General features: G+C 41.3%; 21 protein-coding genes and 1 tRNA gene. 13 read left to right on the top strand and 9 right to left on the bottom strand.

Annotated features, from left to right (window positions below):
• The first annotated feature begins 12 nt into the window (after positions 1-12).
• The 11 genes from CHB66_RS03575 (at position 13) to CHB66_RS03525 (ending at position 11001) form a co-directional block, all read left to right on the top strand.
• Positions 13-684 carry a DUF3800 domain-containing protein gene (locus tag CHB66_RS03575; protein WP_089238032.1) on the top strand — a complete coding sequence of 224 codons (672 nt, stop codon included), beginning with the start codon at positions 13-15 and terminating at the stop codon, positions 682-684.
• Position 685: 1 nt separating this feature from the next.
• Entirely contained in the window at positions 686-1192 is a 507-nt protein-coding gene (locus CHB66_RS03570) for a hypothetical protein (RefSeq protein WP_089238030.1), read from the top strand.
• A 330-nt stretch (positions 1193-1522) separates the two neighbouring features.
• Positions 1523-4408, top strand: a complete 2886-nt coding sequence (locus tag CHB66_RS03565) for a type I restriction endonuclease subunit R (protein WP_089238028.1) — start codon at positions 1523-1525, stop codon at positions 4406-4408.
• Between the two features lie 115 nt (positions 4409-4523).
• Positions 4524-6353, top strand: coding sequence for a hypothetical protein (locus CHB66_RS03560; protein ID WP_089238026.1), 1830 nt, complete (start codon positions 4524-4526; stop codon positions 6351-6353).
• Between the two features lie 151 nt (positions 6354-6504).
• On the top strand, positions 6505-6909 hold the full coding sequence (locus CHB66_RS03555) for a BRO-N domain-containing protein (RefSeq protein WP_212668433.1): 405 nt from the start codon (positions 6505-6507) through the stop codon (positions 6907-6909).
• A gap of 129 nt (positions 6910-7038) precedes the next feature.
• On the top strand, positions 7039-7752 hold the full coding sequence (locus CHB66_RS03550; RefSeq protein WP_170932420.1) for a DUF4846 domain-containing protein: 714 nt from the start codon (positions 7039-7041) through the stop codon (positions 7750-7752).
• 21 nt (positions 7753-7773) lie between these two features.
• Positions 7774-8067, top strand: a complete 294-nt coding sequence (locus tag CHB66_RS03545) for a hypothetical protein (protein ID WP_089238020.1) — start codon at positions 7774-7776, stop codon at positions 8065-8067.
• A gap of 97 nt (positions 8068-8164) precedes the next feature.
• Positions 8165-8482, top strand: coding sequence for a hypothetical protein (locus CHB66_RS03540; protein WP_141107363.1), 318 nt, complete (start codon positions 8165-8167; stop codon positions 8480-8482).
• 247 nt (positions 8483-8729) lie between these two features.
• Complete coding sequence (locus tag CHB66_RS03535) at positions 8730-9539, top strand: AAA family ATPase (protein ID WP_212668432.1); 810 nt, start codon at positions 8730-8732, stop codon at positions 9537-9539.
• Positions 9520-10500, top strand: coding sequence for a DUF3871 family protein (locus CHB66_RS03530; RefSeq protein WP_245812657.1), 981 nt, complete (start codon positions 9520-9522; stop codon positions 10498-10500). Before CHB66_RS03535 ends, CHB66_RS03530 begins: the two co-directional genes overlap by 20 nt.
• Before the next feature lie 51 nt (positions 10501-10551).
• Positions 10552-11001: a JAB domain-containing protein gene (locus CHB66_RS03525; RefSeq protein WP_089238014.1), complete on the top strand. Its 450-nt coding sequence runs from the start codon at positions 10552-10554 to the stop codon at positions 10999-11001.
• 137 nt (positions 11002-11138) lie between these two features.
• Here CHB66_RS03525 and CHB66_RS03520 read toward each other — a convergent pair.
• A tRNA-Arg gene (locus tag CHB66_RS03520) sits at positions 11139-11212 on the bottom strand.
• A gap of 177 nt (positions 11213-11389) precedes the next feature.
• Between CHB66_RS03520 and CHB66_RS03515 the strand changes: the two genes are divergently transcribed.
• Positions 11390-12127, top strand: a complete 738-nt coding sequence (locus CHB66_RS03515; RefSeq protein WP_089238011.1) for a porin family protein — start codon at positions 11390-11392, stop codon at positions 12125-12127.
• A gap of 216 nt (positions 12128-12343) precedes the next feature.
• On the opposite strand, the gene CHB66_RS03510 is transcribed toward CHB66_RS03515, so the two are convergent.
• Both CHB66_RS03510 and rpoN read right to left on the bottom strand, forming a co-directional pair.
• Positions 12344-12964, bottom strand: a complete 621-nt coding sequence (locus tag CHB66_RS03510; protein ID WP_089238009.1) for a phosphatase PAP2 family protein — start codon at positions 12962-12964, stop codon at positions 12344-12346.
• Positions 12965-14416, bottom strand: a complete 1452-nt coding sequence (gene rpoN, locus CHB66_RS03505) for an RNA polymerase factor sigma-54 (RefSeq protein WP_089238007.1) — start codon at positions 14414-14416, stop codon at positions 12965-12967.
• Between the two features lie 191 nt (positions 14417-14607).
• On the opposite strand from rpoN, the gene asnS reads away from it, so the two are divergent.
• Positions 14608-16059: an asparagine--tRNA ligase gene (gene asnS / locus CHB66_RS03500; protein ID WP_089238005.1), complete on the top strand. Its 1452-nt coding sequence runs from the start codon at positions 14608-14610 to the stop codon at positions 16057-16059.
• Between the two features lie 258 nt (positions 16060-16317).
• Here the strand turns inward: asnS and CHB66_RS03495 are convergent, their stop codons facing one another.
• The 6 genes from CHB66_RS03495 to CHB66_RS03470 form a co-directional block, all read right to left on the bottom strand.
• Positions 16318-17562, bottom strand: coding sequence for an MFS transporter (locus CHB66_RS03495; RefSeq protein WP_089238003.1), 1245 nt, complete (start codon positions 17560-17562; stop codon positions 16318-16320).
• A gap of 94 nt (positions 17563-17656) precedes the next feature.
• Positions 17657-19132 (bottom strand): NAD(P)H-hydrate dehydratase, encoded by a 1476-nt coding sequence (locus tag CHB66_RS03490; RefSeq protein ID WP_089238001.1) that lies wholly within the window; start codon positions 19130-19132, stop codon positions 17657-17659.
• Positions 19133-19136: 4 nt separating this feature from the next.
• Positions 19137-20438 carry an MFS transporter gene (locus CHB66_RS03485; protein ID WP_089237998.1) on the bottom strand — a complete coding sequence of 434 codons (1302 nt, stop codon included), beginning with the start codon at positions 20436-20438 and terminating at the stop codon, positions 19137-19139.
• Positions 20439-20517: 79 nt separating this feature from the next.
• The gene (locus CHB66_RS03480) at positions 20518-20979 is read right to left on the bottom strand and encodes an ExbD/TolR family protein (protein WP_089237996.1); all 462 of its coding nucleotides are present in this window, start codon (positions 20977-20979) and stop codon (positions 20518-20520) included.
• Between the two features lies 1 nt (position 20980).
• Positions 20981-21622: an ExbD/TolR family protein gene (locus tag CHB66_RS03475; protein ID WP_089237994.1), complete on the bottom strand. Its 642-nt coding sequence runs from the start codon at positions 21620-21622 to the stop codon at positions 20981-20983.
• A complete protein-coding gene (locus CHB66_RS03470; protein ID WP_089237992.1) occupies positions 21622-21951 on the bottom strand; it encodes a hypothetical protein in 330 nt (109 codons plus the stop codon). Before CHB66_RS03470 ends, CHB66_RS03475 begins: the two co-directional genes overlap by 1 nt.
• Between the last annotated feature and the right edge of the window lie 6 nt (positions 21952-21957).

Raw genomic sequence — 21957 nt, 5'->3', positions numbered from 1 at the left:
AAAAAACTCAACATGAAAACATTTAACATGTACTGTGACGAAAGTTGTCACCTTGAAAATGACCACAAGCCTTATATGCTGATTGGTTACACGTCGGTTGCTTATAATCAGCTAGAAGGACACAACGAACGGATCAAGAACCTCAAGAAAAAGCATCATTATTATGGGGAGATCAAATGGAGCAATGTCTCAGCTTCTCAATACGACTTTTACAAAGAGCTGATTGAGTACTTTTTCGCCACAGATATCGCTTTTAGAGCCATCATTGTCAAAAAAATGCAGGTGGACAACCAAAGGTTCAGTCAGGATTTCGACGATCTTTATTACAAGATGTACTACCAGCTTTTGAACCACAACAAAGATTCAAGATTCACATACAACGTATATTTAGACATCAAAGATACACTAAGTGCGCACAAAGTGAGAAGACTGAAAGACATTCTCAACATAAAGATGGGGGTATTCAGGAACGTTCAAAACATCCATTCAAAAGAAAGCCTGATGATGCAGCTCACAGATCTCTTACTCGGTGCATTGAGTTACAATCTGAATGACTCTGATAAAAAAGTGTCCGCAAAAAGAAGTCTTATAGAGCGAATCAAGCACCATTCAGATCAAACCCTTGAAGCTTCAAGCAGATATGCAGAAAACAAAATGAACCTGTTTTTCATCGAACTCAGATAAGATGCCACTCAATTTATTGAAAGTTTACAACGAGCTGCTAGATTTGATTGGTCTTGGACCAATTGAAAAAAACAGGTCACTAAGAGGTGTTTTCAATCGTGACTTTATAGATCTAGGTCAACCATCATTCAATGGAAAACCAATTTATCCAACACCAAAAGAAGGAGAAATTGAGATGAACACCTTGTTTGCTCACTTGACAACTGTGGTTGTTGAAAAGAAAACCAGACAAAGAGAATTTGAACTGAAGAGGTCTCTCCGTCTGCATTGGGTCAGACATCACCTTGATCAGAGAAGAAGTGATGAAATGCTGACTTTTTCGGTGAAGGAACCTGAAGGAGTCAGAACGTATATTTACGATAAATCAGAACGTTATGTCGTGATTTTGGAGCCTTTAAGAGATCGATCTGCATACTACCTGCTTACAGCGTTCCATGTCGAAGGAAGAGATGCCAGTCGTAATAAGTTTGAAAAAAAATGGAAGCGTAAACTTGATACGCTCCTTTAAATGCAGAAAACGCAAAACATCTAGGCCTTGCGTTTTCCGATTTCCTTCCTCCGAACGGTAGGATGAACTCGTTACAAATGTACGGAGATTTTATTTAGAATCAATACAGATAAAACAAAAGATTCACCACTTAACACCAACTTTTACCAAAACGTGACTTCCGTATTCGGAAATCCAACAGGCAAATCAGACCATTTGAACAGCGTCCCGGGGCGTGTCTTTTACTTTTTAAGCACTAGAACACCTCTTAAATCTTGTTTTGTTGCACAGATTTCCACATCTTGCTTCAAGATCAATTTTGAAACTAGCAAAAGCTTACATTTTTACCGAATGACCACACAACCTGAACAGACGCTTGAAAACAACCTGATCTCTCAGCTGCAGCAGCTCGGCTATAAAAAGGTCACGATTACCGATGAAGCGGCATTGCTCGCCAATCTGAAATCTCAGCTAGAAACACATAACAAAATCCAACTCAGCGAAAACGAGTTTGCTCAGATCCTTAATGCGATCAATAAGGGAAATGTATTTGAGCGAGCAAAGATCCTCAGAGATAGAGTTGAGTACACAGATGATTCAGGAGAGCATCGCACCATAGAGCTGATCAATCAAATACACTGGTGTAAAAACGAGTTTCAGGTCGCACAGCAGATCTCTATGAAGGGACTATACAAAAACCGCTATGATGTCACGATCTTAGTCAATGGTCTCCCACTCGTTCAGGTTGAACTCAAACGTCGAGGCTTAGAACTCAAAGAAGCCTTCAAACAAACCTCTCGATATGGCATTCATTCCTATGATGCAGGCCAGGGTCTTTTCCAGTTTATCCAGATCTTCGTGATCAGCAATGGCGTCAATACCAAGTACTACGCCAATGGCCCCATGAAGTCCAGGAGTTTCAAGCAGACATTTTACTGGTCAGATGTCAAAAACAAGTTGGTCACACAGCTTTCAGCTTTTGCAGACACGTTCCTTGAGCCTTGTCATATCTCCAAGATGATCACCAAGTACGTCGTACTGAACGATACGGAAAAGACACTGATGGTACTTAGACCCTATCAGTTCTATGCTACAGAAGCCATTGTAGATCGTATCAAGACCACCACCAAATATGGCTACATCTGGCACACTACTGGTTCGGGCAAGACCCTGACCTCTTTCAAGACGGCTCAAATCTTGACCAACTTGCCACAGGTACACAAGGTAGTCTTTGTTGTGGATAGAAAGGATTTAGACACACAGACTTCCCAAGAATTCAATAGCTTCAGCAAAGGCAGCATAGACGGCACCAACGACACCAAGAAGCTAGTCAAGCAGCTCACAGGTACAGACAAGCTAATCGTCACCACCATTCAAAAACTCGCCACTGCCGTCAATAAATCTCGCTATGGGGAGAAAATGCAACCCTTACAAGATAAGCGCATCGTCTTTATTTTCGACGAATGCCACAGAAGCCAGTTTGGTAAGACTCATAATGACATCAAGAGCTTTTTCTCCAACTGTCAGATGTTTGGCTTTACGGGCACTCCTATATTTGAAGAAAATGCAGGCACCAACGAATGGGGCAAGCGTACCACTGCAATGCTGTTTGGAGATTGCCTCCACAAGTATGTGATCACCGATGCCATCAGAGATGAAAATGTGTTGAAATTTTCTGTGGAGTACATTTCCACTTTCAAGAAAAAGGAACACATCTTTGATATCAATGTGGAGGACATCGATGAAGAAGAAGTGATGAATGCCCCGCAGCGGTTGAATAACATCACGGACTACATCCTAAACCACCATAAGCGTAAAACACACAACAAAGCTTTCACAGCCATTTTCTGTGTGCCAAGCGTTCCTATTTTGATAGAGTACTATAAGCTTTTCCAAGCCAAGTATCAAGCTGGGGAGCATCAGTTGAAGGTAGGTACTATCTTTTCCTATGGTGCCAATACTGACTTGATCGATGACGACATAGACGAACTTGGACAGGCCACTGAGGAATACGAAACCTATGCAATTGCGGCCGAACCCAATGGAGCGACTGAGTACCAAAGACAAGGCAAGAAACACCCAAGAGAATATCTGGACGAGTTCATCGCTGATTATAACACACTATTTGGCACAAACTACAGTACACAGGATTCCAAAACCTTCTACAATTACTACAATGACATCGCCAAACGGGTCAAAAAGAAAGAGGTAGACATACTTTTGGTAGTGAACATGTTTCTCACAGGCTTTGATAGCAAAAACTTGAACACGCTCTATGTGGACAAAAACCTCAAGTACCACGGACTGATACAAGCCTATTCCAGAACCAACAGAATCCTTGACGAGCTCAAGTCTCAGGGAAATATTGTTTGCTTTAGAAATCTGAAAGGTGCCACAGACCAAGCTATCTCACTCTTCTCCAACTTGGAGTCGAAAAGTGAAATCATCATGGAGCCTTACGAGGATTATGTGAAGAAATTCAATCAGGCCTACATTGACCTGCTCACGATCGCTCCTACCGTCAATAGTGTCAATGAACTACCTGATGAAGATGCTCAGCTGGAATTCATCAAGGCCTTCAGGGAGTTGATGCGCTTGAAGAATGTGCTAGGTACTTTCACGGAATTTACTTTTGATGACCTCTCCATGCCGGAGCAGACATTTGAAGACTACAAGAGCAAGTACCTTGATCTCTACGACAGGACAAAAAGTCAAGGGCAAAAAGAGAAGGTCTCCATCCTCAATGATGTGGATTTTGAGCTGGAACTGATTCACCGTGACGAGATCAATGTCAGCTATATACTCAAACTGCTTGGCAAGCTCAAAGACGCCAAGCCTGAGGAGCAAGAAAAGCAGAAGAAGGCAATTGTAGAGCTCATCGTAGGGGAAGCCCAGCTCAGAAGCAAAAGAGAGCTGATCGAGAAATTCATCAATGAAAACCTTCCGAAAGTAGCTGATGCTGATGATATTCCAGAAGAGTTCACCCAATTCTGGACAGCAGAGCGTCTGAAAGCCCTCCACCAACTCAGCAAGGAAGAGAACTTGGATGATGACGCTTTAGAAAAAGTCATCGGTGATTTTATCTACACTGAAAAAGAACCACTTAGAGACGACATCATCGGATTGATGAAAGACAAACCTTCCCTTAAAGAGAGGAAAACCATCGCCGAGCGCATCAAGGATAAGATACTTGGATTTGTGGAGACGTTTATCAACGGGATATCGGAGGCGGCTTAAGGGAGCGTGGAGGGTTCTCAGAAAAACATGGTTGATCTATAAAATCGCACGACAAAATACCCAAAACTTTCAATAGATTTGCGCGCTGTTCCCTCTATAGGGAGGCCCCAAATGCATGAAGAAAGAGTACACAGTTCCAGCCAACTTTGATGCCTCTATTTATACCTCTCACTTCAAAAGAAGTGATGTCAGAATAGGTGTGACCGAAGCCATGCACTACATTCTCGACCACATCATCTCGTACCCCATAGATTCCGAAAAAGGAAGGGACACACTGGATAAACGTGGAGGGGTGCCGATATTCACTGTACTCTTGCGAAAAAATCTGGGTCAGAGAAATGCGGACAAAGCACTTCAAATGTTATTGAGAGATGAGGTGCTTGTAAAAAAAGAAGCACCAAGCATGTTTAAAAAGAAGGCAGCATTGTATGTTCTGGGAAGTGCCTTTACCGCAGGAGTGAAAACTGTGCCTTCACACAAAAAAACAGCCCCCCTACAAAAAAAGAATGTTGTTGAAACAGTAAATCTTGGGGAGAAAGATTCATTAGAACCGGAAGATTTCATACCTCATTTGACCAAGTTTCTAAAGGACGGGAAGCTGGAAATCAATGCAGAAGCAGCAGACTTTTACATCCAGATGGCGCACAGTCTTATCTTGGCAGATGTAAAGCAAATTGAAACAACCTACACTGGCAAGAAAAAGAAGGAATACAAGACGAAGCTTCTCAGAAATGTCCACAAAACTTTCTCTCAATATGCTGATGCCACCCTAAGAGTAAAAGAAAAGGGTGTTACATTTTCAAGATCCACATCCAACCTCAGGTTCAACACGACCCTGACCCAACTAAACCGCGAGTTGCGAAATTTCGTCCAATATGACGGGAAGCCAATGGTTCAACTAGACCTAACAGCATCTCAGCCCATGCTTCTTCTGTACCTTTTGAAGTCAAAACCATGGTCAGAGGAGGGTAAAAATTCATCTTCCTTTTTACATAACATATTCAAACACCTTACAACACAGCTCAAAAAAAAATCATACCATATGTTGTGCACTTTGAAAGGGGTGTCCGGCCTTGAGGAAGAAGTGAAGCGGTTCGAACAGCTCTTTGAAGGGGATTTTTATGTGAGCTTACAAAAAGAGATCCTGAAGTCAAATCCACATTCTTCAAGTGGTTTCAATACGAGGCAGGCTACTAAATCAGCTGTCATGTATTTGCTATTCGAGGAGTTTGTATCGGAAAAAAGAAGCAGGTCAGCATATGTTGCTTTCAGCAGTTTATTCCCTGCCATTACCAAGGTAATGGACACACTTAAGTCTGGCTCGAAAAATTTTCTAGCTCTTCTATTACAGCAACTAGAGTCAGTCTTGATCATCGACAAAATCACCATACACATAGCCTACAAGTTCCCAGAAGCACCGTTATTCACCATACACGACGCTATCCTTACCACACCTGAATTTGCAGCACTTGTAAAAGAAGAATTCAAAGAATCATTTACTACTATAACGGGGCTCAAATCACAGGTAAAAGAGTCTCTGCTGGATGGAGCAAGCTTAAACGACACATTGGAAGAAAGCGCAAAAAAAGAACTTGAAAAAATTCGCAAGAAGACGAGGAAAACAAAGGTGTCCGAAAAACAGGACAAGATGTTCCCCAAACTTGTCCAAGCCAAAATTCCAAGCTGGAAGGGCCAAACAGCCTTGACTACTGTTGTTTGGACTCAGGCAAAAACACTCCCCTTACAAAAGATCATTGCCGAACATTTGAACACTCTGAACATTGGTGGTACAAAAGACAAAGCAACCAAAGCTCTGCCTATGGTAAAGATTAACAACCCTTTAGAAGTCAATGAATCCCTTCTGAAAAACACACCTGTAAGAAGCGGGCAAATAGTTCCAATTATGGGTTTTGACATACCTTCAGTTGAAGAAGAAGAGGAGTAATGCTAAAGTAAGTTGTGAGAACATGCGGCAGCTGTTCCTCCACGCTGCACACGTTTCAACCTTCAAGTTCTCAGAGAAAACCAAACCTTCCAAATACGTTTGATAGCTAAGTCTGACAACACACCACCATTTCAGCACCTACAATGTAAGGGTGCTACTTGACGAAAACAACGAACCCTGGTTTGTAGCCAAAGATGTATGTGATGCTTTGGAAATAAAAAATCCTTCACAAGCTCTTAATAGACTGGATGTTGATGAACGGGCTATGTTCAACATAGGTCGTCAAGGGAACACCAACATTGTAAATGAATATGGACTTTATACCCTGATTCTTTGGAGCAAAAAACCAGAAGCCAAAGTATTTAAGCGTTGGGTAACACATGATGTGCTTAAATCCATAAGAAAAACAGGAGCTTACATGACACCACTGCTTGAGAAGACCATTCTCAGAATCAGCCATGGAAACCAAACAAGACAACCACTGTCACACTTTCTCAAATCCTTCCATAGCCTATTTGAAATGTGGAGGCAAAACGGCATCTTGCGTTACTTTTGAAACCCCATGAAACAGCTCGCCCCCACTATCATTCTCTGTACTATAACGCTATCGCTGCTTTTCACAACTTGCAGCGGTAAAGACGACTCCAAACATCTCTTTAAGGAGGGCACAACTGTAGCAGAAAGAGTGCTTGTACCCCATGGCTATGTACGAGAATCTACTACTGCTGGGACTTGGCAGCACTACTTACAAAGCTTGAAGTTGCTCCCACACGGTAGCGAAGTTTTAGACTTTCAAGGTCGTCCAATCTCAGACCAGCGGAATCATTTTGCAGTCATGGATATCGATGTCGGTACCAAAGACCTGCAGCAGTGTGCAGATGCCACGATTCGACTCAGGGCGGAGTATCTGTATCAGCGCAAAGAGTTTGACAAAATCAAATTCCAGTTTACCAGTGGACACAGCTACGCTTGGCTTGACCACGCCAAAGGGATAAGACCAGAAGTCAAAGGGAATAAAGTGGAATTCAAACAAAGCTCCACATCGGATTACAGCTACCAGAACTTCCGTCGGTATCTCGACATTGTGTTTATGTATGCCGGTACGATCTCCTTAGAGAGAGAATTGAACAAAGTCAACCGTGGAGGCGATTACCAGATCGGTGACGTGATCGTACACCCTGGTAGTCCGGGACATGCGGTCATCATTGTGGACCGTGCCAAAAACAGCAAAGGAGAGTATATCTACCTGCTCGCCCAGGGTTACACACCTGCCCAATCCATTCACATTGTCAAGAGTCATGATCGAGGAATTTCTCCTTGGTTTGACCTCCCCAAAAAGCTACCTATCTGGCACGAGCGCTTCTTCTTCAAAAACCCACAGGTCAGAAGATTTGTATAGTCCCCAACCCCAACCCTTCAAATGCTAGAAAACCAAGACTTCAAAAATTCAAGCCGCCTTGAAAGCGACTCAAAACCTCCACACCTTACAAGTGAGCCATCACCAAGTAACCCTGAAAGGAAAAGTTGGTGGAGCAAACAGAATATCCTGACCAAAGTCCTCACAGTCATTTTGAGTTTAGTGGCACTCTTTGTTGTGACCGAAATATTAGAACAAGTGGAGAGAGCGCTGTATCAAGCTTACAAAGTTGGCGTTTGGGTATTTGCTGGTTTTGCGGTAATTTTCATCACCCTCTCAATCTTCAAAAAGAACTGAAAATCAGGAAGAAAGATGTGATTTGAAGTGGAATATTGCGGAATTTTTCGTATTTTATAGTAAGGGGTTCATGCTCCGAAACTATACTCATTTTCCCATGAAACATTCATTTTACGTGACACTTCGAAAGAAAGAAGCTCCCAACAAACCACACATCATCAGCCCAGAATACAAGGACATTGTCGATGCTGCACTCTTTGCCACTGAGTTGGCCAACAGATTAGACCATGCAAGTGATTTCAAGATGGGTGATCAAGCTGGCACCATCCACTTCAATGATGAAATCATCATCAAGGTGGAGCAAAATACTGCATACGATGGAATTCCACTCGAAGAATTCAATGACACAGTTTTCGAGGCATGTTTCAACATGGTAATGGAATTCCTTCTAAGAGAACCATTGGGGCAGGAGTAATCCTTCCCCTCTTTTGTTTTGATGGTCAGCACGGCCGTTTCCTTATAGTGAGCATTCCTGAGTAAGTACCTCCCCCTTTACCTCCCCCCGGGTCACTTCAAAATCATTGGTACCCCCCACCCTTTGATTCCAGTAATTACTTTTTCACCTCCCTACCCCCCAAATGATCCAGTGTTCAACCTTTAAACATTGGAGCAATATGCAACTACGTGTTTCAAAACGTTCCCAAGCTCGCATAAGAATTGCGATGCAGGGTCCAAGCGGTTCAGGCAAGACTTACTCTTCCCTGCTGCTTGCTTATGGTTTAGTCGGAGACTGGTCCAAGGTAGCCGTCATCGACACCGAAAACCAAAGTGCTGACTTGTATGCCCATCTCGGAGGGTATAACGTTATTTCTCTGGGGGCACCTTACACACCCGAGAAGTATTTGGAAGCCATCCAGCTTTGTGAATCTGCTGGTATGGAGGCAATCGTGATAGACAGCCTGTCCCACGAGTGGGAAACCTTGCTAGACATCCACAGCAACATGCCTGGTAATAGCTTTACGAACTGGGGGAAAATCACCCCTAGACACAATTACTTAATCAACAAAATCCTTTCCTCCACAGCACACATCATTGCAACTGTTCGCAGTAAACAGGATTATGTGCTGACCGAAAAGAACGGTAAACAAGTGCCTGAGAAAGTAGGAATGAAAGGTGTTCAGCGTGATGGTCTTGAATATGATTTCACCATTGTATTCGATGTCAACATCAAACACTTTGTTTCCGCATCTAAGGACAGGACTGGAATGTTTGTGGGGCTTCCAGATTTCAGAATCACCCCTGAAACAGGTGAGATGATCAGAGACTGGTGCCTTTTATCTGAACCAGAGCTCCACGAAGAGCCCAGGGATTTTGTGGAGGCTATCAACTCCTGCCAAAGCTTGGATCAGTTGTACAGATTGTACAACGAAAATCCAAACCTGCAGCAGCTCTACAAAGAAGAGTTTGTGGCCAAAAAAAGCAAGTTGTTAACCACGCCAAATTTCATGTCCAATGGAACTCATGCGCATTAACAACTCTGTAGAGGCATTAGACATCTCCCATGTGGAGGTGTCTACTCTTCCCTTTCTGGAAGCCAACACTTCTGAGATTGCACTACGGGAAATCAGGGAAAGGCATGTGATACCTGTGTTTCTCAAAGACAATGAACCCACCATTTCACAAGTGGAATTTGTAGGAGTCGTCGCAGAAGCTGCCAGAGATGTCTTTGGGCTGAGTATCACACCTTCCCCTATGGTGAGGGTTTCCCATCCGATCAAGGGGAGAACTTTTGATGCACGACATAAGAAGGCGCAAGATCTCCTACCGCATGAAAAGACCATCTACTATGAACGTATGGCTTTCATGATCACGATTCCTGGTATCACCGATGAAATCAACGGGAATCTGCTTGAGCTGACTGTGGGAGGTGTCAAGGCTTATAACTTGGACAACCTGAACAGCATCAAAGGCTCACCCGAGCACTTCAAAGTATTTGTCGGTTTCAGAAACTTTGTCTGCACCAATCTATGCGTTTCAACTGATGGGGTCAAGCTGGATATACGGGCCAAGAGTTTGGAAGACCTGTACCAGCAGGTATTCCAGCTCTTTCAGGACTATGATGCAGTGAATCAACTCAGCCACATGAACCAGTTCGCAGGTTACTATCTGGAAGAGCGCCAATTCGCGCAAATTATCGGTCGTGCAAGGCTGTACCAGTTTCTCCCAAGAGAGTTGAAAGCTGAGGTGCCCGAGCTGCTGATCAATGACACACAAGTTTCGAGAGTTGCGGAATGCTATTACACTGACCCCAACTTTCAGAGAGAAGAAAATGGAGAGATTGACCTGTGGGGGTTCTACAACTTGATGACAGGCGCTACGAAGCACTCCTACATCGATAAGTATCTTGAGCGAGGAGTCAATAGCTTTGACTTCACAAGACGAGTCCAGGAGGCCTTAGAATCTCCCTCACACAATTTCTGGTATTTGCGTTGAACCCGAAGAGCTCGCCCCTAAAAAGGCGGGCTTTTCACTTTCAGTACTTGTATGACAAACTTGATCTACGAACTGCAGCTTAGCTACAAGCCAAAAGGCAATGGAAAGACGCTGCGAAAAATAAGAAGCTCTTCTGATGCTTTTCTGCTGCTCAATACTATCTTTGACCAAGAGCTGATTGCAGCACGAGAAGAATTTGTAGTCCTGTATCTCAATCGTGCAGGAAAAGTATTTGGTTATCACAAGGCATTCCAAGGTGGAGTTGCTTCTGTGGTATGTGACCCCAAGATCATCTTGGGTGTAGCCCTCAAATCCCTTGCATCAGGGATGATCCTAGCTCACAACCATCCTTCAGGAAACTTGAACCCCTCCGAAGCCGACATTTCGCTGACAAAGAAGATTCGAACCGCCTGCAAGGAACTGGACATAGAGCTGATGGATCACCTCATACTGGCACCCGATGGAGTGTATTACAGTTTTGCCGATGAAGGGAAAATTTGAGAAGGAACCAGACACAAAAAAAGGAAGCAGACAAAACTTGCTTCCTTTTCGTGTCACCCTCTTTGTCTCCACAAAAAAAGGGAGACAAAAAAGGGAGACAAAACTGGGTAAAAACGCCTCTAAAACGCGCTAGAAAGTGACCTCGTCAGGATTCAAACCTGAAACCTCCTGAGCCGTAATCAGGTGCTCTATTCAGTTGAGCTACGAGGCCAATTGGGAATGCAAATGTAGATATCATTTTTTGATTTACAAATATCCAGCTTTAGCTTTTTCGTTTTTTATCCTTCCTATATCCTTAACCAATTAAGAATTATTAAGATAAAAAGGAACAGAAATCAAGTATGTTTTTATAATTTAGCCACCTGATTTTAATTCAATAAATGCTTTCATGAAAAGACTAACCTTATTATTCATTGCAGGATTGCTGACATTCAATACTTTTGCCCAAGAAAGGGAACCTACCCCAATAGGTGGACGTCCCGATATCAAAGGCGATCTCCTTATAGATTTTGGCTTCAATACTTTAAATAACAAACCTGATGATCTATCCACCAGGTTTTTTCCATCAAGAACATTTAATGTATCCTATCAATACCCTTTCAACATATTTGGAGAAAACTCAGGTTTTACTTTCAACCCAGGTATTGGAATTGGCACGGATAAAATGGCCTTCACAGAAGACCGTACTATATTCAATAATCCTTTACTAGGCCCCGAATCAAGTATTCTTAGAAGTATTCGAGAAGTACATGGAGATGATATCAGGGTAAATAGAAATGTAGTTGCAGTGAACTATATAGATTTCCCACTTGAACTCAGATACCATTTCAACAAGTCTAACTATCAGAAAAGTATGAAAGTGGCCATTGGAGGTAAAGTGGGCTTTCTACTTAACTCACATACCAAGATTGCGTATGAAGACGCTGATGGTTTGACTAGGAAAATCAAGGATAGGCAAAACTATGGACTCGCCCCTATCCGATATGGTGTTTACACCAGACTTGGATTTCCAGGCTTTAATATTTGGGGTTATTATGGTTTGAATCAAGTTTTCCAAAAAGATCAAGGACCATTTGGAACTGCTGCTAACCAAATTAACTTTGGGATTTCAGTCGCGTTATTCTGATGATAATCATATATAATTACCTGCTATTGAGGCCGTAAGTTATATTGACAAACAATCATTGCAGACAAAGTCGACATTGACAGTCGATAGCGCATGTGTCTTGGTAGATTACAAAAGTCCTGAAAACTCTAAAATCACGGTCCTTTTGACAATTAGAATAATTTCGGATCTACATATTAAAAAATCTATATATAAAGCCGGTTTATCCGGTTTTTTTTATCCCCAAACCATATAATATGCCCCAAAGCATACCAAGAAGCCCAAAAGAAATCCGCCCCAAACTTGAGAAGGAGTGTGGGCATTGAGGTAAAGCCTTGCAGTCCCTACTGCTCCAGTCAAAATAATGGCACCTAAAACTGGATAAAGTAGATTAAACCCAGTTAGGATTAGACTGTAGGCTAGGATTATCCCCAATAGTCCTCCAACCCCCATCATGTGTGCGCTGATTTTCCAAAAATAAGTAATACTTGTCAGTAGAATCAAACAGATCGTGATAATAAACAAAGTGAAAATCAACTTATAATCCATCCAATCTTTGATATAAAAGGCATAAGCAGTCACCATGTAAAGCAAACTAATCATTGAAAATGGAAAAACTCGATCCTGTTTTTGCTCCATTTTCAAAGAAGGGATCACCTTGGTGTAGCGCATTACTAGTAAGATGGCTAAGGGAATTACAAATGTATTTGCAACTACCACAAAAAAGATCAATGGTTTATTTGGGGCTCCAGCAATCTCTGATTCCGGTAAACCAAAAAGTAAAAAACCTATAATCAAAGACGGCATCAGCAGTGGCTGAAACACTGCTGATATAATTTCTGAAATTTTTCTATACACTTAAAGTTCCTTTCTTAATCTTGCCACAGGAATCTGTAATTGTTCCCTATATTTTGCCACTGTTCTACGGGCTATATTATATCCTTTGTCATTCAATATCTTGACTAACTTGTCATCAGAAAGTGGCTTCCTCTTATTTTCTTCATCCACAAGAGTTTGCAAAACGCTTTTAACTTCCTTATTACTTACATCCTCTCCGGAGTCAGTAGCTATACCTTCCGAGAAGAAATATTTCAAAGGGTAAATTCCAAATTCAGTTTGAATTGCTTTGCTATTGGCCACACGTGATACGGTAGAGATATCCATTTCGATTCTATCTGCGATATCTTTAAGGATCATAGGTCTCAACTTGGTCTCGTCACCTTCTACAAAAAACTCCTTTTGGTAATCCAAAATAGCCTGCATAGTTCTCAGTAGAGTATGTTGTCTTTGTTTGATTGCATCGATAAACCATTTTGCTGCATCTAGTTTCTGCTTTACAAAAGTGACCGTTTCTTTGAGTTTTTTATCTTTTTTATCACTCTTATCATAGGCATCAAACATATCCGAATATGATCTGCTTACTCTGAGTTCAGGGGCATTTTTAGAATTAAGAGATATTTCTAATTTACCATTCGTGTTGGTAAGGATAAAATCTGGAATGATGTACTGCGTTTTGACTAACCCATCTGAAATCCCTCCCGGTTTAGGATTCAGCCTGGTAATCATTTGAACTGCATCTTTCAATTGATCATCTTCTATTCCAAGACGCTTTTGGATTTTGCTATAGTGTTTTTTAGTAAACTCTTCAAAACTATCATGGATAATTTGAATAGCATGTTTTACAACAGGATCCTCTGGATGTTCTTTTCTCTCTAATTGAATCAATAAACATTCTTGAAGATTGCGAGCAGCTATTCCTGCTGGATCAAAGCCTTGGATTTTGCGAAGGATTTCTTCTACTTCGTCGATATCTGTCTCTATATTTTGGCTGAAAGCTAGGTCATTGATGATTGCTTCCAAGTCCCTTCTGATGTACCCATCATTCTCTATGCTTCCAATAAGCTGTTTTCCGATTAATTTTTGAGTTTCATCCAGCTTAAGATAGCCAAGCTGTGAAAGTAACTGCTCATGCAGGGATATGCTACCTGAGATAGGTATTTCTCTATCTTCATCATCAGGAGAGTAATTCCCATCTCCTTGCATTTTGTAGCCACCATAGTCCTCATTCAGGTAGTCATCGATATTGACATCTGACTCTGGAGCTTCAATATTGTCTTCATAAGTATCTGAAAAATCATCGTCTTCCTTTTTTTCCTCCTCCCTGCCTTCTTCTAATGCAGGGTTGATCTCCAACTCTTCCTCTATCCTAGCATCCAGTTCGGCAGTAGGCACTTGAAGGAGTTTGATAAACTGAATCTGCTGAGGAGACAGTTTTTGGGAAAGAACCTGACTTAAATTAAGCTTCTGCATATATGGTTAATCAAGAATTGTGATAAAAATTATTCTATTACGGTTGTTGGTGCAAATGTTTTCTGGTTTCAAATTTATGAAATTAGATCAATTTTTTGATAAAAAGCTTATTATATCGTTTTTTTGCATTCCTCTTATGAAGAACCAAAAATTGGGGATCCTCAAGGAGTAAGACAAAAAGAAAATATGTCATGGCTTTTAACAAAAGAGTAAAAATCAAATCACTGCTGGAAAGCGATTTTGTAGGTCAAGAAGTGACCTTGATGGGATGGGTAAGAACCAAAAGAAGTAACAAAAATGTATCCTTTGTTGCTTTGAATGATGGCTCTACTATCAATAATTACCAAGTAGTGGCTGATCCTAATATCATAGATGAAGAGACACTTAAGCGCATTACTACTGGTGCCTGTATCAAGATAAGTGGTCAAATCGTGGCCTCCCAAGGTTCTGGTCAAAATTCTGAGATCGCTGCTTCTTCTATTACCATCCTTGGAGAAGCAGATCCAGAGAAATATCCACTACAGCCTAAGAAACACTCTTTGGAATTCTTGAGGGAAATTGCTCACTTGAGAATGCGAACCAATACCTTTGGAGCTGTATTCAGAGTAAGACATGCTTTGGCCTATGCTGTGCATAAGTATTTCAATGATAAAGGTTTCTTTTACATCCATACTCCAATCATTACCGCATCAGATACTGAAGGTGCTGGTGAAACTTTTAAAGTCACCACCTTGGATTTAAAGAATCCACCTTTGAATGAAGATGGAAGTATCAACTATAAAGAGGATTTCTTTGAGAGAGAAACCAACTTGACAGTATCTGGTCAACTGGAAGGGGAATTGGCGGCAATGGCTTTGGCTGAGATTTATACATTCGGCCCAACTTTCCGTGCTGAAAACTCAAATACAACAAGACACCTTGCTGAGTTCTGGATGATTGAGCCTGAAATGGCATTCTATGATGCCGAAGACAATCAAGACCTAGCGGAAGATTTCTTGCAATATGTGATTGGCTATGCTTTGGAGCATTGCAAGGACGATTTGGCATTTTTGGATAAGCGTGCTACCGATGAAGAGCAAGGCAAAAAAGCAGACCAAAGAAGTGAAATGGGATTACTCGATAGACTGAGATTTGTGACAGAAAATAAATTTGAAAGAATCACCTATACGGCAGCCATAGATATCTTGCGAAACTCCAATCCGAACAAGAAAAAGAAATTCCAATACTTGATCGAAGAATGGGGAGCGGATTTGCAGTCTGAACACGAAAGATTCTTGGTGGAGAAGCATTTCAAAAAGCCAGTTATCTTGACTGACTATCCTAAGGAAATCAAAGCATTCTACATGCGTCAAAATGATGATGGCAAAACGGTAGCAGCTATGGATATCCTCTTCCCTGGTATTGGAGAAATCGTAGGGGGGTCGCAGAGAGAAGAAAGAATGGACCGCCTCACGCAAAGAATGGACGAGATGCATATCCCACAGGAAGAGATGTGGTGGTATCTAGATACGAGAAGATTTGGAGCTACCCCACATGCTGGTTTTGGTCTAGGCTTTGAAAGACTCGTACAATTCGTGACGGGTATGGGCAATATCAGAGATGTGATTGCTTTCCCAAGAACTCCTGGTAATGCGGAGTTTTAACCCGAAGTATGCATTAAAATTTCTACACCACGGCGCATAAGTTATTACGAGTCCAAAATACTTCATAATCAATCGCTTCGCTGCATGAAACTCATTCATTTTAGAGATGACTATGCTTCATTCGCTTAATCCTTGATTAATTTATGTTTTCGTCTCTCACTACGAACCCTAATCCATAATCCGGGTTTAACCTGGTCTTGAATAGACTGTTTTCTAGAATAACTTTAGATAGCATCGAGCTTACACTCGGTGCTATTTTTATTTCTCCACAACCAAACTTTGATCGGGGGAGTCATCAATATTTGCGATGGTTTCGGTATCCACGACTTTGATCCTTCTGATCAAGGGAATACAGAGTAAGCTAAAAACAATCGCAATGTAACCCACATAGTTGTAATTGATCAATTCTCCGTTGATATTTTCAGCCAAAATCAAGCCCGCTACAAAGGAAGCCAAGCCCGCTGATAATTGCTGTACGGCAGAGTTAAAACTGAGGAAGCTACCCCTGTTCTCAGGCTTAGCAGTACCTGTGATCAAAGCTGAAGCTGGCACCATTCTCCCATTGGACGTCACAAAAAACATGGTGGAAATCAACAAAACATAAGGAATTGGGGTTGCTCCCAAATGCGTAATTACTCCAATGGGGATGATATTCAAAGTCATGAAAATGGTGAATATCTTCACTTTCCCATATTGATCAGTCAATCTCCCTACCCAAGGTGAAGTAAAGATTGTAAAAGCGCCCCCAGCCATGTAGATATAGGTCAGTTCCATGTCGGTAAACCCTACATTGGCCACCATGTAAGGACTCAAAAAAGGTATAATCATAAATTGCCCCAACATCATCATGATGGTCAGTGAAATGGCTCGCATTTGATTTGAATTGCTCGTCACCCTTTTAATCACTTGTATGGGAGATGGTTTGGATTGCTTAGCAACAATATGTGCGGTGATAGAGGGTACATATTTGTAAATCATCCAAAATATGATGCCTGACAAGCTCGCTAAAAATAAAAATGGCGCATGCCAATTGGATAAACTAGCGATGAAAAGCCCAAATGGAACCCCGAAAACCGAGGCTACAGAGAAAGCAGCCATGACCAAACCCATGGCTCTGCCTCGCCTCTCGTCGGGTATCACATCTCCAATGACAGCCAAGATCAAAGCAGATGTAAGTCCACCAAACAAGCCTGAAATGATTCTTGCAACCAGTAAAATGATATAATTAGGAGAAAATGCACAAGCCAAAGTACCTAAAAAGAAGCCAAAGAAAACCCATAACATGATCGTTCTCCTATCATATTTATCCAAAACAAATGCTCCCATGAAGCTGCTCAATCCAGCAGCGAAAGTGTAAGAAGAAACTAAAAGACCAAACTCTCTAGGAGTAATCTCAAAAATCCGCATCAATTGAGGCCCAAGTGGCATCAAAATCATAAAATCTACAATGTGAGTAAAATTAATCGCTGCTAAGGTCCATAGCAACAGCTTTTCCTTCTTCATCCTATACTTCAAAATATGGAAACCTAACCAATGCGATCGTCAATAAGTTCTTTGGAATCGCACTTATCGTGAAAGATGATTTAAAAAAACCAGCTTATTTAATTCCCAATTCAAGGAAAGTCCTTGGAATGGCTTCTATTATATCTGAGGCGATCATTCCCCTCCACTTAGCCTTAGAGGCAAGCTCACCTGCAAGTCCATGGTGATAAACACCACATAGCGCAGCATGCTCTGGAATATAACCTTGCCCCAAAAATGAAGCTATCATGCCAGTCAAAACATCTCCAGACCCAGCGGTAGCCATGTACTGATTGCCCGAGGAATTGAAAATCTGCGTGCCATCAGGTAAGGTTACCAAAGTATGCGCACCTTTGAGTACCAAAATCAACCCATTTGCTATTGCGAAATTTTTAGCTTTCTCCATCCTTTCTAGGTGGTCTTTGGATTTCCCTACCAACCTTTCAAATTCTTTCAGGTGGGGTGTGAGGATGCTATTCTTGGGGATTTTATGGATCAAATCTGGATTAGCAGCTAGCAAATTGAGCCCATCTGCATCAATGACGATAGGTTTCTGGAATCTTGCCAAGATAGATTGATAATAGGCTATCTCTACATCCATTCCCCAGCCAGGGCCTATAGCGATGGCATCAAAGTCATTTAGGTTTTGCTTAGGGTCGTCTTGAAATAGCATCAACTCTGAAACAATGGGCTGAATCAAGTAGGGGTCTTCTAGGTGCGGAGCCAAGTGAACCAATCCAGAACCTGTCCTTAAAGCAGCATAAGCACTTAAGTTGATGGCTCCTGTCTTACCTTTAGCACCACCGATGATCAAAACTTTCCCGTAATCGCCCTTGTGACTGAAGCGATGGAAGCTACGATGCAGGCTTGGAATATCCTTATCTCTTAAATAAAATCTTCCTACTTGAAAAGTACCCATGGCTTCTTTGGAAATGCCTATATCCATGACATGTAATTCCCCAATAAATGAGGCATGCTCTGGGAACATCAAGCTTAGCTTTGGAAATTGAAAACTTACCGTATGGTCAGCTCGAAATACGGTTCCAAAAGCAATTTGATCGGCGGGAAGACCTGAAGGAATATCAATTGCAATTTTTAAGGCAGCCGCTTTATTTAAGAGTTGAATCAATTTTTGAAATATCCCCTCAAGCGGTCTATTGATTCCTACACCAAAAACACTATCTATGATAACAGAACACTCTGTAATGATCCCATTCCATTCATTAAATTTTGTAACTAAGACCTTGTCTGGTAATCTGCTATAATTTGCCTTAAAGTCGGTAGAACAATCTGCAACCTCTTGAAGATAAATCAGGTGAACATTGTAATGCCTCTCTTGAAGCAAACGAGCTATCGCAATACCATCTCCTCCATTATTTCCTGAACCAGCAAAAATATAAACCTGCTTAATATTCGAATGAATAGCAACGGTAAACCAAGCCACGAAGGCATTAGCAGCTCTTTCCATCAAGTCTAAGGAAGATATTCCCTCAGCCGAAATGTATTGCTGATCTAGGTGCTTGACTTGATCCCCTGATATTATTGGTAGCATAAGATTAAACTAAAGCTGGTTTTTCTAAGTCCTTTGGTGGTATTTTCAATAAAATTAAGAAACCTAGGCCAACGAAGAAAAACAATCCCAAAGCCAAAGAACTATTTCTCATGGAACCGGTGAGTTGTTCGATGAAGCCATAAGAAAATGTCCCTAGTACTATGGCAATCTTTTCTGTTACATCAAAGAAACTAAAATAAGATGCATGATCTGTGGTATCTTGTGGAATTAACTTGGAATAAGTAGAGCGGGATAGTGACTGAATCCCTCCCATCACCATTCCTACTACTACGGCCAAAGCGAAAAATTGGTAAGCAGTCTCTACAAAATAAGCACCACCACAGATCAGTACCCAGATGAAGACCATGATGACAAGAGAAGACTTATTACCATAAATCTTAGAAATCAAAGCAAATAGGTAACTCCCTCCTATCGCTACCAGTTGAATAATCAAAATGGTAATGATCAGTTGATCACCTGGAAGGCCGAGTTCTTTATCACCAAAAGTAGCCGCCAGATACATCACTGTTTGTACACCCATACTATAAAAAAGAAATGCAGCGAGAAAGCGATTCATGACTGGAGAGGATTTTACTTTGTAGAAAACCGTTCTAATTTCCTTATATCCTACTAAGAGGATTTCTCTATCTACTTTTTTATTGTATGGATTGTTAGGTAAGTACTTGAAAGGAATCTGAGAAAAGCCAGCCCACCAAACCCCAACAATCAAAAAAGACCATCTAGCACCTTGACCCCCATCAGAAAGGCCAAACCACTCAGGCTTTTCTATCATCAACAGGTTTAAAACCAAAAGAATCACACTACCGATGTAACCCATTGCAAAGCCTTTGGCACTGAGGAAATCAAACTCCTCTTCTTTGGAGATCTCAGGTAGAAAGGCATTATAGAACACTATACTTCCTGCATAACCAATACTGGCAGTGACAGCACAAATGATTCCCCATTCTAAATTATCTCCATCGAAAAAAAACAGTCCTACACAGGCTAAAGAACCCAAGTAGGCAAAGAATTTCATAAAACTCAATTTCTTTCCACCGGAGTCAGCTATCCCTGACAGTAGAGGTGAAAGCAAGGCGATGACCAAAAATGAAAAGGAAATAGAATAGGAATAAAGCACAGTGTTGACGATCTCAATTCCAAAAAAACTGACCACATCTCCCTTATCTTCAGATTTGGTCACACTATTAAAGTATACAGGGAAGATGGTAGAAGTGATGACTAAGCTATATACAGAATTAGCCCAGTCATACATTGCCCAGGCATTTTGGGTCTTTTTATTTTTCATTCGGATAAAAGAATGGTCTTCTAATTAAATAAAAAAGCCACTTCTCTCAAAGTGGCTTTTTTATTTAAAACAATTTAGATTAGTTCTGAACTTTACCTACAGATGCGTACAATACACGTCTTGCATCTACTTCTCTTAATTCAAATTGAATATCAGAGATAGGCCCCATTTTCACTTCTCTATCTGCTTTTAACGATATCGTAATCATATCTCTTTCAGCTTCTGAAAGCTTATCTTTCTCTTGGTTGACCCAAAGAATGATGTCACTTGTATTGATTAGTACATCATTGGCCTGAATTCTTGGTTCAGTACCATACATTGCTGTATTCTTAGGCTTACCCACATAAAGGTAAGAGATCAAGGTTTTCTTTTCTAACTTTTGAAGCTGAGTTGCTTGAGGGATCTTTTGTTCCACAAGCATTTCATTTTCTCTCAATACAGTAGTTACCATGAAGAAGAAAAGAAGCATGAAAATAATATCGGGCAAAGCTGAGGTCGGGATATTTTCCGAAACCTTATTCTTTTTCTTAAACTTTGACATATTAACTTCCTCCTATTTTATCTGGTTCTGCAATTGAGATCGCCATTGGAATACCTTCCTTACCTCTATCCTGAAGCTCTTTTTCAGCAGCAGTCTTACCAGAAAGTGCTCTATATTGATCAGCAGTGATGCCTACTCTTTCAGCATAGATTTCAAAGTAAGCTCTTTTCACCTGATCTAGTACTTCAAGATATCTTTCGTAAGATGTACCTCTATTAGTCTTGATGGATACTACCGCACCTCCAGACATCGGGTGATCTGATGATTTTGAGTCTCTGTTTGCTTGCGCTTTCAAAGACTGCGGAAGGCTATTGAATAGCGCTTGCGCTTCTTCATTAGGTGCACCGAAGTTGAGGATGAATGCTTTCACATCATCTGAAAGCTTTTCAGTATTATCCAAATACTCACCTTCCACCAACAACTGATCGTTTGCATTGACCAAGATGTTGAAAATATTTCTCTCGTTGAGAGGTATTTCAGGCGGTGGAACGTTCGGGTCTTGCTTAGGAGGAAGGATATTCAAAATACCCTTATCCGAAGCAATCGTCGTTGTAACGAGGAAGAAGATAAGCAACAGGAAGGCGATATCCGCCATGGACCCTGCATTTACCTCCTGACTCATTCTACCTTTTTTCCTTGCCATTACTTAATTGCTTTATTGAGTTCTGTGATAACAATACCTGCGATGGCTGCCAAAGCGAGTACGTAAGTGGTCACCAAAGTACCACCGACGAATTTGGTAGAAGTCTCAGTCATGCTGAATGGCTCAGCCATATACTTTGCTGCGATTTCACCACTTGCAGTAGAGAAAGCAATAAAGAACAACACGCCAAGGACTACTACACCCACTCCAGTTTTTACCAAACTTTTAGGATTATCAAGAGACTTGATCAGTGGCATTAAGATTGCCACAACGGCTCCGACTCCTATCAGTACGTAGGCTACTGTTAAGAAAATATCTATAGAATCCATATTGAT

This window comes from Belliella buryatensis (assembly GCF_900188245.1).
In the GTDB taxonomy this organism is placed as follows: domain Bacteria; phylum Bacteroidota; class Bacteroidia; order Cytophagales; family Cyclobacteriaceae; genus Belliella; species Belliella buryatensis.
This window is presented reverse-complemented; position numbering and strand designations above follow the sequence as displayed.

Coding starts and splice junctions, on each gene's coding strand:
- CHB66_RS03575 (WP_089238032.1), top strand. CDS start 13: ATGAAAACATTTAACATGTACTGTGACGAAAGTTGTCACCTTGAAAAT.
- CHB66_RS03525 (WP_089238014.1), top strand. CDS start 10,552: ATGACAAACTTGATCTACGAACTGCAGCTTAGCTACAAGCCAAAAGGC.
- asnS (WP_089238005.1), top strand. CDS start 14,608: ATGGCTTTTAACAAAAGAGTAAAAATCAAATCACTGCTGGAAAGCGAT.
- CHB66_RS03480 (WP_089237996.1), bottom strand. CDS start 20,979: ATGTCAAAGTTTAAGAAAAAGAATAAGGTTTCGGAAAATATCCCGACC.
- CHB66_RS03475 (WP_089237994.1), bottom strand. CDS start 21,622: ATGGCAAGGAAAAAAGGTAGAATGAGTCAGGAGGTAAATGCAGGGTCC.
- CHB66_RS03565 (WP_089238028.1), top strand. CDS start 1,523: ATGACCACACAACCTGAACAGACGCTTGAAAACAACCTGATCTCTCAG.
- CHB66_RS03530 (WP_245812657.1), top strand. CDS start 9,520: ATGGAACTCATGCGCATTAACAACTCTGTAGAGGCATTAGACATCTCC.
- CHB66_RS03560 (WP_089238026.1), top strand. CDS start 4,524: ATGAAGAAAGAGTACACAGTTCCAGCCAACTTTGATGCCTCTATTTAT.
- CHB66_RS03495 (WP_089238003.1), bottom strand. CDS start 17,562: ATGAAGAAGGAAAAGCTGTTGCTATGGACCTTAGCAGCGATTAATTTT.
- CHB66_RS03470 (WP_089237992.1), bottom strand. CDS start 21,951: ATGGATTCTATAGATATTTTCTTAACAGTAGCCTACGTACTGATAGGA.
- CHB66_RS03545 (WP_089238020.1), top strand. CDS start 7,774: ATGCTAGAAAACCAAGACTTCAAAAATTCAAGCCGCCTTGAAAGCGAC.
- CHB66_RS03535 (WP_212668432.1), top strand. CDS start 8,730: ATGCAGGGTCCAAGCGGTTCAGGCAAGACTTACTCTTCCCTGCTGCTT.
- CHB66_RS03490 (WP_089238001.1), bottom strand. CDS start 19,132: ATGCTACCAATAATATCAGGGGATCAAGTCAAGCACCTAGATCAGCAA.
- CHB66_RS03570 (WP_089238030.1), top strand. CDS start 686: ATGCCACTCAATTTATTGAAAGTTTACAACGAGCTGCTAGATTTGATT.
- CHB66_RS03540 (WP_141107363.1), top strand. CDS start 8,165: ATGAAACATTCATTTTACGTGACACTTCGAAAGAAAGAAGCTCCCAAC.
- rpoN (WP_089238007.1), bottom strand. CDS start 14,416: ATGCAGAAGCTTAATTTAAGTCAGGTTCTTTCCCAAAAACTGTCTCCT.
- CHB66_RS03515 (WP_089238011.1), top strand. CDS start 11,390: ATGAAAAGACTAACCTTATTATTCATTGCAGGATTGCTGACATTCAAT.
- CHB66_RS03485 (WP_089237998.1), bottom strand. CDS start 20,438: ATGAAAAATAAAAAGACCCAAAATGCCTGGGCAATGTATGACTGGGCT.